Raw genomic sequence first — 13,618 nt, 5'->3', positions numbered from 1 at the left:
ACTGAGAACTCACGGTTAAGGTATTCGATGATACACGATTGCTTTATCCTGTCTAAAAATCTCACTGCGCTTACTTTCCTGCCCCGCCTAACCACCCCAATCCCTGGAGCGTCCATTCATGCCCGTTATCTTCACTGGCTCTTACATCCAAAACTTCGATGCCCTGGCAGCCACAGGAAACAGCAGCACCCTTCCGACAGATTGGGTCATTTTAGAGTCTGGAACAGGAGCCAATACTACCTACGGGGCTGACACGGGTAACAATATCGCGGGTAATACCTATAGCTATGGGGCTACGGGCAATACAGACCGAGCATTAGGCGTTTTACAGGCTGGACTGATTCCCTCATTTGGTGCAAGCTTTACCAATAATACTGGTAGCCCAATCACTGCACTTCAAGTCAGCTATACCGGGGAACAATGGCGTTTAGGTGCAACAGGTCGAACGGATCGCCTGGATTTTCAATACAGCTTGAATGCATCGTCTTTGTCCAATGGCACCTGGACAAATGTTGATACGCTAGATTTCACTGCGCCTGTTACGACAGGGACTGTAGGTGCAAAAGATGGCAATGCTAGCGCCAACCGGACGGCTATCACCACAACGCTTTCGGGTCTAAATATTCCAGCCGAAGCCACCTTCTGGTTTCGCTGGCAAGACTTCAATGCCACTGGTCAAGACGATGGCTTAGCCATTGACGATTTCTCATTGACTAGACTCTTCACTGTCAACCTTGCGGCTGGCACCAACCCCGCTGAAGGCAGCACCCAGGGCACCTACACCGTCACCCTCGATACCCCTGCCCCGACGGGCGGTTTAACCATCAACTACACCCTCACGGGCAGCACCGCCACCAACCCCGCTGACTACACATTATCCGCAGGCCCCAACATCACCGCGGTCGCAGGCACAAGTTTCACCATCGCCGCCGGACAAACCAGCGCCACTCTCCTGGTCAACGCCGTCAACGATGGCATTGCTGACCCCAACGAAACGGTCAAGCTTAACCTGGCAGCAGGGAGTGGTTACACCACGGGCTACAATTCCACAACCCCCTTTACTGCTACAACTCCCATCTTGGTCGGGACACAGCCCTGGGCTGTGGCGATCGGCGACTTCAATGGCGATGGCAAGGCAGACGTTGCCACCGCCAACTATGGCTCCAACAATGTTTCGATCCGCTTGGGCGATGGACTGGGCGGCTTCAGCGGCACCACCAATGTCGCGGTCGGGTTCGGTCCCTATTCCGTGGCGATCGGCGACTTCAATGGCGATGGCAAGGCAGATTTTGCCGCCGCAAACTATAGCTCCAACACGGTTTCGATCCGCCTGGGCGATGGACTGGGCGGCTTCACGGGCACCACCACTGTCGCGGTTGGGTCAAATCCCTATCCTGTAGCGATCGGCGACTTTAATGGCGATGGTAAGGCAGACTTTGCCACCGCCAACTATGGCTCCAACAGTGTTTCGATCCGCCTGGGCGATGGACTGGGCGGCTTCGCGGGCACCACCAATGTCGCGGTTGGAAATCCCCGTTCCGTGGCGATCGGCGACTTCAATGGCGATGGTAAGGCAGACTTTGCCGCCGCAAACTATAACGGTGGCACGGTTTCGATCCGCTTAGGCGATGGGCTGGGCGGCTTCACGGGGACGACCAACGTCTCGGTTGGGTCAAATCCCTATTCTGTAGCGATCGGCGACTTCAATGGCGATGGTAAGGCAGACTTTGCCACCGCAAACGCTGGCTCCAACAGTGTTTCGATCCGCCTGGGCGATGGGTTGGGCGGCTTCGCGGGCACCACCAATGTCGCGGTTGGGTCATTGCCCACTTCTGTGGCGATTGCAGACTTCAATGGCGATGGCAAGCTAGACCTTGCCACTGCAAACGGTGGCTCCAACAGTGTTTCGATCCGCTTGGGCGATGGACTGGGCGGTTTCACGGGCACGACCAACGTCGCGGTCGGGACAAATCCCTATTCCGTGGCGATTGCAGACTTCAATGGTGATGGCAAGGCAGATATTGCCGCTGCAAACTTTGGCTCCGGCAACGTCTCGGTGCTGCTGAACACTCAGCCCAACGCCACCCTTACCATTGTTGATGCGCCCACGGTCAACCTCTCCGTCAACACCACCGCTGGCAGTGAAGCAGGCACCACCGTCATTACCGTCACTGCTACCGCTACTAGTGCAGTTGTGGGTAACCAAACCCTCAGCCTCGGCGTTTCCGGCACAGGTATCACCACAGGCGACTATACCCTCAGCAACTCCACCATCACCATTCTCAATGGACAAACCACAGGGTCTGTCACCTTCACCGTCAAAGATGACACCTTGATCGAGGGCACCGAAACCGCTACTCTCACGATGAGTAACCTTTCTGCTGGCATCACCCTGGGCAGCACCACCAGCCAACCCATCACCATTACGGATAACGACTTTCCCATCGTTACCCTTTCGGCTGGCATCAACCCCGCTGAAGGCAGCACTCAGGGCACCTACACCGTCACCCTCAATGCCCCTGCTCCGACGGGCGGCTTAACCATCAACTACACCCTCACGGGCAGCACCGCCACCAACCCCGCCGACTACACCATCGCCGCAGGCACCAACATCACTGCCGTCGCAGGCAGCAGTTTCACCATTGCCGCCGGACAAACCACTGCCACCCTCCTAGTCAACGCCGTCAACGATGGCATCGCCGACCCCAACGAAACGGTGAAGCTCAATCTGGCAGCGGGTAGTGGCTACACCACAGGCTACAATTCCACCACCCCGTTTACTGCTGCCACTCCCGTCGCGGTCGGGACAAGTCCCTATTCCGTGGCGATCGCTGACTTCAATGGCGATGGCAAGGCAGATTTTGCCGCCGCAAACGCTAACTCCAACACGGTTTCCATCCGCCTAGGCAATGGACTGGGCGGCTTCACGGGCACCACCAACGTCGCAGTTGGGACAAATCCCCAGTCTGTGGCGATCGGCGACTTCAATGGCGATGGCAGGGCAGATTTTGCCGCCGCAAACTATAACTCCAACACGGTTTCGATCCGCCTAAACGATGGACTGGGCGGCTTCACGGGCACCACCAACGTCGCGGTTGGGACAAATCCCACTTCTGTGGCGATCGGCGACTTCAATGGCGATGGCAGGGCAGATTTTGCCGCCGCAAACGGTAACTCCAACACAGTTTCGATCCGCTTGGGCGATGGGCTGGGCGGCTTCACGGGCACCACCAACGTTGCGGTTGGGTCATTTCCCTTTTCCGTGGCGATCGGTGATTTCAATGGCGATGGCAAGGCAGATTTTGCCGCCGCCAACATTAACTCCAACGATGTTTCGATCCGCTTAGGCGATGGACTGGGCAACTTCACGGGCACCACCAACGTCGCGGTCGGGTCAGCTCCCATTTCTGTGGCGATCGGCGACTTTAATGGCGATGGCAAGGCGGATTTTGCCACCGCAAACAATGGCAATGGCAATGTCTCGATCCGCCTGGGTGATGGACTGGGCGGCTTCACGGGCACCACCAACGTCGTGGTTGGGTCAAGTCCCTGGTCTGTGGCGATCGGTGACTTCAATGGCGATGGCAAAGCAGATTTTGCCGCCGCAAACGATAGCTCCAGCACGGTTTCGATCCGCCTGGGCGATGGACTGGGCGGCTTCACGGGCACCACCAACGTCGCCGTCGGGGCAAATCCCTTTTCCGTGGCGATTGCAGACTTTAACAATGATGGCAAAGCGGATATTGCCGCAGCGAACTTTAGCTCCGGCAACGTCTCGGTGCTGCTGAACAATGCCCCCACTGCCAGCCTCACCATTGCCGATGCGCCCACGGTCAACCTCTCCGTTAGCACCACCGCTGGCACGGAAGCAGGCACCACCCTCATTACCGTCACTGCCATCGCATCGAGTGCCGTTTCTAGCGCCCAAACCGTCAGCCTCGGTGTTTCCGGTACAGGCATCACCACAGGTGACTACACCCTCAGCAACTCCACTATCACTATTCCCACCGGGCAAACCACAGGGTCTGTCACCTTCACCGTTGTGAATGATGCCATAGCGGAAGGAACAGAAACCGCTACGTTGACTCTTAGCAATCCTTCTACTGGCATTGTCCTGGGTAGTACTACCACTCAAGCGATTGCGATCACCGACAACGACACTGCCGGAGTCAGCATTATCCAAAGTGCGGGCAATACCGCAGTGACTGAAGGGGGTGCGATCGACACCTACACCGTCGTCCTCACCTCCCAGCCCACCAGTGATGTCGTTCTGACCCTAAACCCCGGCAGTCAAACCAGTACCAATACCAACACCCTCACCTTCACCAGTGCCAACTGGAATACGGCTCAAACCATCACCGTCACGGCACTCGATGACACTATCGTCGAAGGCAATCATTCCGGCATCATCACCCACACCACCACCAGCCTTGACCCCAACTACAACAACATCCCCACGATTGCTTCGGTCACTGCGGCAATTACCGACAATGATTTTCCGGTAGTTAACCTTTCCGTCACCAGCACCGCAGGCAGTGAAGCAGGCACCACCGTCATCACCGTCACTGCCACGGCATCCAGTGCCGTTACTGGTAACCAAACCCTCAGCCTAGGAGTATCCGGCACCAACATTACCGCTGGCGACTACAGCCTCAGCAACTCCACCATCACCATTCTCAACGGACAAACCACGGGCACCGCGACCTTCACCGTGAAAGACGATTTCATCATTGAAGGCAGCGAAACCGCCACCCTCACCCTCAGCATTCCCTCCACTGGTATTACCCTCGGCAGCACTACGACGCAAAATATCCTCATCGCCGACAACGACTTTCCCATCATCAGCCTAGCGGCTGGCACCAACCCCGCCGAAGGCAGCACCCAGGGCACCTATACCCTGACCCTCAATACCCCCGCTCCAACGGGCGGCTTGACCATTAACTACACCCTCATAGGTAGCACCGCCACCACCCCCGCCGATTACACCCTGGAAGCAGGCACCAACATCACCGGGGTCACAGGCAGCAGCTTCACCATTGCCGCCGGACAAACCAGCGCCACCCTCCTGGTCAACGCCATCAACGATGGCATTGCTGACCCCAACGAAACCGTGAAGCTCAACCTGGCAGCCGGGAGCGGCTACACCACGGGCTACAACTCCACGACCCCGTTTACGGCTGCCACTCCCGTCGCGATCGGGACACAGCCCTATTCCGTGGCGATTGCAGACTTTAATGGCGATGGCAAGGCAGATTTTGCCACCGCAAACCTTAACTCCAACAGTGTTTCGATCCGCTTGGGTGATGGACTGGGCGGCTTCACGAGCACCACCAACGTCCCGGTCGGGTCAGGTCCCCTTTCCGTGGCGATTGCAGACTTTAATGGCGATGGCAAGGCAGACTTTGCCACTGCAAATAGCGATAGCACTGTTTCGATCCGCTTGGGCAATGGCTCAGGCGGCTTCACGGGCACCACTACCGTCCCGGTCGGACTAAATCCCCGTTCCGTGGCGATCGGCGACTTTAATGGCGATGGCAAGGCAGATTTTGCCACTGCAAACTTTAACGCCAGCACGGTTTCAATTCGCTTGGGCGATGGACTGGGCGGCTTCACGGGCACGACCGATGTCGCGGTCGGGTCAAATCCCTATTCCGTGGCGATTGCAGACTTTAATGGCGATGGCAAGGCAGACTTTGCCGCTGCAAACTATTTCTCCAACAATGTTTCGATCCGCTTGGGTAATGGACTGGGCGGCTTCACGGGCACGACCAATGTCGCGGTCGGACCACGTCCCTATTCCGTGGCGATCGGCGATTTTAATGGCGATGGCAAGGCAGATTTTGCCGCTACAAGCACTAACTCCAGCACGGTTTCGATTCGCTTGGGCGATGGACTGGGCAACTTCACGGGCACTACCGATGTTGCGGTCGGGTCAAATCCCCAGTCTGTAGCGATCGGCGATTTTAATGGCGATGGCAAGGCAGACTTTGCCACTGCAAACACTAACTCCAACAGTGTTTCGATCGGCTTGGGCAATGGACTGGGCGGCTTCACGGGCACGACCGATGTCGCGGTCGGGTCAGGTCCCTGGTCCGTGGCGATCGGCGATTTTAATGGCGATGGCAAGGCAGACATTGCCGCTGGAAGTGCTAACTCCGGCAATGTCTCAGTGCTGCTGAACAATGCCCCCACTGCCACCCTCACCATTGCCGATGCGCCCACTGTCAACCTTTCAGTCAACAGCACCACAGGCAGTGAAGCGGGCACCACCCTCATCACCGTCACCGCCACCGCCTCCAGTGCCGTTGTCGGCGCACAAACCCTCAACCTCGGTGTGTCTGGTACCGGCATCACCGCAGGCGACTACAGCCTCAGTAGCCCCACCATCACCATTGCCGACGGACAAACGACCGGAACTGTCACCTTCACTGTCGTTGATGACGCGCTGATCGAAGGCACCGAAACCGCCACCCTCACCCTCAGTAGCCCCTCTTCCGGCATCACCCTCGGCGGTACCACTACTCAAGCCATCACCATCACCGACAATGATTTTCCTGCGGTTAACCTTTCAGTCAATAGCACCGCAGGCAGTGAAGCCGGCACCACCCTCATCACCGTCACCGCCACCGCATCAAGTGCGGTTGTCGGCGCACAAATCCTCAACCTCGGTGTGTCTGGTACCGGCATCACCGCAGGCGACTACAGCCTCAGTAGCCCCACTATCACCATTGCCGACGGACAAACGACCGGAACTGCCACCTTCACTGTCGTTGATGATGTCCTGGTTGAAGGCACCGAAATCGCCACCCTCACCCTCAGCAACCCCTCCTCTGGCATCGTCCTCGGCAGTACCACTACTCAAGCCATCACCATCACCGACAATGATTTTCCTGCGGTTAACCTTTCAGTCAATAGCACCGCAGGCAGTGAAGCTGGCACCACCCTCATCACCGTCACCGCCACCGCCTCCAGTGCCGTTGTGGGTAACCAAACCCTCAACCTCGGTGTGTCTGGTACCGGCATCACCGCAGGCGACTACAGCCTCAGCAACACCACCATCACCATTGCCGACGGACAAACGACCGGAACTGCCACCTTCACTGTGGTCAATGATGTCCTGATCGAAGGCACCGAAACCGCCACCCTCACCATCAGTAGCCCCTCCTCTGGCATCTTCCTCGGCAGCACCCCTAGCCGCACCATCACCCTAATCGACAATGATTTCCTACCCATTGTCAACCTTACCGCTGGCATCAACCCCGTTGAAGGCAGCACCCAGGGCACCTACACCGTCACCCTCAATACCCCTGCCCCCACTGGTGGCTTAACCATCAACTACACCCTCACAGGCAGCACCGCCACCAACCCCGCCGACTACACCCTGGCAGCAGGCACCAACATCACCGCGGTCGCAGGTACGAGCTTCACCATTGCCGCCGGACAAACCAGCGCCACCCTCCTGGTCAACGCCGTCAACGATGGCATTGCAGACCCCAACGAAACGGTTAAGCTCAACCTGGCAGCGGGTAGCGGCTATACCACGAGCTACAACTCCACTACCCCCTTTACTGCTGCCACCCCCGTCGCGGTGTCAAATCCTTCTTTCGTGGCGATCGGTGACTTCAATGGCGATGGTAAGGCGGACTTTGCTGTCGCAAACATTAACTCTGGCGATGTCTCTATCCGCTTAGGCGATGGACTGGGCGGCTTCACGGTTAGCCCTAATGTCACCGTCGGGTCAGCTCCCCGTTCCGTGGCGATTGGTGACTTCAATGGGGATGGCAAGGCGGATTTTGCCGTCGCAAACATTAACTCTGGCGATGTCTCTATCCGCTTAGGCGACGGATTGGGTGGCTTCACGGGCACCACCAACGTCGCCGTCGGGACAAATCCCTATTCCGTGGCGATCGGTGACTTCAATGGGGATGGCAAGGCGGACTTTGCCGCCGCGAACCTTGGTTCCAACTCGGTCTCCATCTACTTAGGCGGTGGAGCAGGCAATTTCACGGCTAGACCCGAAGTCGCCGTCGGGGTACGTCCCCATTCTGTGGCGATTGGTGACTTCAATGGGGATGGCAAGGCGGATTTTGCCGTCGCAAACATTAACTCTGGCGATGTCTCTATCCGCTTAGGGGACGGACTGGGTGGCTTCACGGGTACCACCAACGTCGCCGTTGGGACACAGCCCCATTTCGTGGCGATCGGCGACTTCAATGGCGATGGCAAGGCGGACTTTGCCGCCGCAAACTATGGCTCTGGCACGGTCTCTATCCGTTTAGGCGATGGACTGGGCGGCTTCACAGTTAGCCCCGATGTCGCTGTTGGGACAGGTTCCATTTCTGTGGCGATCGGCGACTTCAATGGGGATGGCAAGGCGGACTTTGCCGCCGTAAACGATAGCTCTGGCACTGTCTCTATTCGCTTAGGCGATGGACTGGGTGGCTTCACGGGTACCACCAACGTCGCCGTTGGGACAAGTCCCTATTCTGTGGCGATCAGCGACTTTAATGGAGATGGCAAGGCGGACTTTGCCGCCGCAAACCTTGGCTCTGGCACTGTCTCGGTGCTGCTGAACAATGCCCCCACTGCCACCCTCACCATTGCCGATGCGCCCACCGTCAACCTTTCAGTCAATAGCACCGCAGGCAGTGAAGCCGGCACCACCGTCATCACCGTCACCGCCACCGCATCAAGTGCGGTTGTCGGCGCACAAACCCTCAACCTCGGTGTGTCTGGTACCGGCATCACCGCAGGCGACTACAGCCTCAGTAGCCCCACCATCACCATCGCCAACGGACAAACTACAGGTGCCGTCACCTTCACAGTCAAAGATGACGTTTTGATTGAAGGCAGCGAAACCGCTACTCTCACGATGAGTAACCCTTCTGCTGGCATCACCCTGGGCACCACCACCAGCCAAGCCATCACCATCACCGACAACGACTTTCCCATTGTCAACCTTACCGCTGGCATCAACCCCGTTGAAGGCAGCACCCAGGGCACCTACACCGTCACCCTCAATACCCCTGCCCCCACTGGTGGCTTAACCATCAACTACACCCTCACAGGCAGCACCGCCACTACCCCCGCCGACTACACCCTGGCAGCAGGCACCAACATCACCGCCGTCGTAGGCAGCAGTTTCACCATTGCCGCCGGACAAACTACTGCCACGCTCCTGGTCAACGCCATCAACGATGGCATTGCAGACCCCAACGAAACGGTGAAGCTCAATCTGGCAGCGGGTAGCGGCTACACCACGAGCTACAGCTCCACCACCCCGTTTACTGCTACCACTCCCGTCGCGGTTGGGCCAACTCCCACTTCTGTGGCGATCGGTGACTTCAATGGCGATGGCAAGGCGGACTTTGCCACCGCAAACTATGGCTCTGGTACTGTCTCGGTGCTGCTGAACAATGGCACGGGCGGTTTTAGCACCGCCACCGACTTCGCCGTCGGGTCATTTCCCTTTTCCGTGGCGATCGGTGACTTCAATGGCGATGGCAGGGCAGACATTGCCACCGCAAACTATGGCTCTGGTACTGTCTCGGTGCTGCTGGGCAATGGCACGGGCGGGTTTGGCACCGCCACCCCCTTCACCGTCGGGACAAATCCCTATTCCGTAGCGATCGGTGACTTCAATGGCGATGGCAGGGCAGACATTGCCGCCGCAAACGTTACCTCTAACACTGTCTCGGTGCTGCTGAACAATGGCATAGGCGGCTTTGGCACCGCCACCGACTTCACCGTCGGGCCAAATCCCATTTCCGTGGCGATCGGCGACTTCAATGGCGATGGCAGGGCAGACATTGCCACCGCAAGTGGCTCTAACAGTGTCTCCGTGCTGCTGAACAATGGCACGGGCGGGTTTGGCCCCGCCACCGACTTCACCGTCGGGTCAAATCCCATTTCCGTGGCGATCGGTGACTTCAATGGCGATGGCAAGCTAGACCTTGCCGCCGCAAACAAGAGCTCTGGTACTGTCTCGGTGCTGCTGGGAAATGGCACGGGCGGGTTTGGCCCCGCCACCGACTTCACCGTCGGGACAAATCCCTATTCCGTGGCGATCGGTGACTTCAATGGCGATGGCAAGCTAGACTTTGCCGCCGCAAACCATGGCTCTAACGATGTCTCCATTCGCTTAGGCGATGGAACAGGCGGCTTCACAGGCACGACCACTGTCGCGGTTGGGTCATTTCCCTATTCTGTGGCGATCGGTGACTTCAATGGCGATGGCAAGGCGGACATTGCCGCCGCAAACTCTAACTCTGGCACGGCCTCAGTGCTGCTGAACAATGCCCCCACTGCCACCCTCACCATTGTCGATGCGCCCACCGTCAACCTCTCCGTCAGCAACACCGCTGGCAGTGAAGCCGGCACCACTGTCATTACCGTCACCGCCACCGCCTCCAGTGCCGTCTCTGGCGACCAAACCCTCAACCTCGGCGTTTCCGGCATCGGTATCACCGCAGGCGACTACACCCTCAACAGTCCCATCACCATTCTCAACGGACAAACCACGGGTTCTGTCACCTTCACCGTTGTAAATGATGCCATAGCGGAAGGAACAGAAACCGCTACGTTGACTATCAGCACTCCCTCTGCTGGCATTGTCCTCGGTAGTACTACCACTCAAGCGATCAACATCACCGACAACGACACCGCCGGAGTCAGCATCATCCAAAGTGGTGGCACTACCGCGGTTACCGAAGGCGGCGTCACTGACAGCTATACCGTCGTCTTGACCTCCCAACCCACCGCTGATGTGGTCGTCACCCTCAATCCTGGCAGTCAAACCACGACCAGCGCGACGACCCTCACCTTCACCGCCGCCAACTGGAATGTGGCTCAAACCGTCACCGTGACCGCCGTGAACGATTTGATAGCGGAAGGCAATCACACCGACACCATCACCCACACCGCCAGTAGCACCGACCCGAACTACAACACTCCCATCCTCACCATTGCTCCTGTCCCCGTCACCCTCACCGATAACGACAATGCTGGCGTGACCATCACTCAAAGTGGCGGCACTACCACCGTCACCGAAGGCGGCGCAACCGATACCTATACCGTTGTCCTCACCTCCCAACCCACCGCCAATGTCACTATTACCCTTGGCAACGGTAGCCAAACCAGCACAGACCTGACCACCCTCACCTTTACCACTGCCAACTGGAATGTGGCTCAAACCGTGACGGTAACAGCAGTGAATGATGCGGTAGCAGAAGGTCCTCACAATGGCAGCATTACTCACACCGCTAGCAGCACCGACACCAAATACAACGGCATCACCATTGGTGACGTCAGTGCTGCCATCACTGACAACGACAATGCTGGCGTGACCATCACTCAAAGTGGCGGCACTACCACGGTTACCGAAGGGGGTGCAACCGACAGCTACACCGTTGTCCTCACCTCCCAACCCACCGCCAATGTCACCATTAACCTGAATCCTGGCAGTCAAACCACGACCAGCGCGACGACCCTCACCTTCACTGCCGCCAACTGGAATGTGGCTCAAACCGTCACCGTGACCGCCGTCAATGACAATGTTGCCGAAGGCAATCACACCGACACCATCAGCCACAGTGCCACTAGCACCGACCCCAATTACAACATTATTAATGGTGGCTCTTTCATCGCCACCATTACCGACAACGACACCGCCGGAGTCAGCATCATCCAAAGTGGCGGCACTACCGCGGTTACCGAAGGCGGCATCACCGACACCTACACCGTTGTCCTCACCTCCCAACCCACCGCCAATGTCACCATTAACCTGAATCCTGGCAGTCAAACCACGACCAGCGCGACGACCCTCACCTTCACTGCTGCCAACTGGAATGTGGCTCAAGCTGTGACAGTCACAGCGGTTGATGACGTGTTGACCGAAGGCATTCATTCTGGCACCATCACCCACACCAGCACCAGCACCGATGCCAACTACAACGGGATTACGATTGCCCCCGTCACCGCTGCCATCACCGACAACGAGAATCCACCGACCGACCTTACCCTCAGTGTCACCACCGTTAACGAAAACGTCGCAGCTAACACCATCATTGGCAGTTTCAAAACCGCTGACCCCGATGGCGGCACCTTCACCTATAGTTTGATTCCTGGCATAGGTAGCACTAACAATAGCGCCTTCACCATCACAGGCGACCAACTACAGATCATTAACTCCCCTGACTTTGAAACCCAACCCAGCTATAGCATTTTGGTTCGCACGACCGACCTTAGTGGACTGAGTTACGACGAACAGATTTCGATTATCGTCAACGACCTGAATGATGCTCCCATCCTCAACGATACCGTCGTCACCCTGAACAGCATTCGTTTCAACGCTCCCCTACCGATCGACACCGTCGGCACGAGCATCTCCCAACTCGTTGACTTCCTAGGCGGCAGTGGACAAAACAATATCATCGACCCCGATGCCGGCGCATTGGCTGGCATCGCCATCACGCAAGCAGAGACCAGCAACGGCACCTGGTTCTACAGCACCAACAACGGTACGGACTGGACTACCCTCGGTGAAGTCTCCAATGCCAATGCCCGGCTGCTATCCAACGATGCCAGCAGCCGCTTGTACTTCCGCCCCAATACTGGCTACACCGGCACCCTTGCCAATGCCATTACCTACCGAGCCTGGGATCAAACCAGCGGCACCAACGGGGCAACAGCAGACACCACGACCAGCGGCACCCCTTCCGCTTTCAGTGTGCAGTTTGATACCGCATCCCTCCAAGTTGACCGCACCGACACGACTGACTTCACCCAAGACGGCAAAACCGACATACTCTGGCGCAATAGTATCAATGGGCTCAATGTGGTGTGGGAAATGGATGGGACGGCTTACAAGAAATCCACTTTTCTCACTGACGTTGAAGTTCCTGTGAGTACGGGTTGGAATGCGGTTGCCACTGGCGATTTCACCCAAGATGGCAAAACCGACATACTCTGGCGCAATAGTATCAATGGGCTCAATGTGGTGTGGGAGATGGATGGGACGGCTTACAAGAAATCTACTTTTCTCACTGAGGTTGAAGTTCCTGCGAGTTCGGGTTGGGAGGTCGTGGGAGCGGGTGACTTCACCCAAGACGGCAAAACTGACATACTCTGGCGCAATAGTATCAATGGGCTCAATGTGGTGTGGGAGATGGATGGGACGGCTTACAAGAAATCTACTTTTCTCAGTGAGGTTGAAGTTCCTGTGAGTACGGGGTGGGAGGTCGTGGGAGCGGGTGACTTCACCCAAGACGGCAAAACTGACATACTCTGGCGCAATAGTATCAATGGGCTCAATGTGGTGTGGGAAATGGATGGGACGGCTTACAAGAAATCTACTTTTCTCAGTGAGGTTGAAGTTCCTGCGAGTTCGGGTTGGAAAATTGCCGGGGTAGGCGACTTCACCCAAGATGGCAAAACCGACATTCTTTGGCACAACAGTTTAGATGGCAGCATTAGCGTGTGGGGAATGAATGGCACCACTCTGAATAACTTTTTCAGTGTAGGAACTGTCCCTCTCTCAAGCGGTTGGAACATCGTTTAACGTCAGTTCGCGTTAAGCAGGCGATCTCAACTGGGCGTTTCAGCCCTCAAACTCTGTAAA

1 protein-coding gene is annotated in these 13,618 nt (G+C 57.1%); it reads left to right on the top strand.

Annotation, left to right across the window (positions count from 1 at the left end; all coding sequences use genetic code 11):
• Positions 1-118: 118 nt before the first annotated feature.
• Positions 119-13,558 (top strand): FG-GAP-like repeat-containing protein, encoded by a 13,440-nt coding sequence (locus JOY44_RS29010; RefSeq protein WP_171576897.1) that lies wholly within the window; start codon positions 119-121, stop codon positions 13,556-13,558.
• Positions 13,559-13,618 lie beyond the last annotated feature (60 nt).

This window comes from Leptolyngbya sp. Cla-17, assembly GCF_016807185.1.
Taxonomy (GTDB): domain Bacteria; phylum Cyanobacteriota; class Cyanobacteriia; order Leptolyngbyales; family Leptolyngbyaceae; genus ULC077BIN1.
The sequence above is the reverse complement of the archived record's forward strand: the minus strand, read 5'-3'. Positions and strand labels throughout refer to the sequence as shown.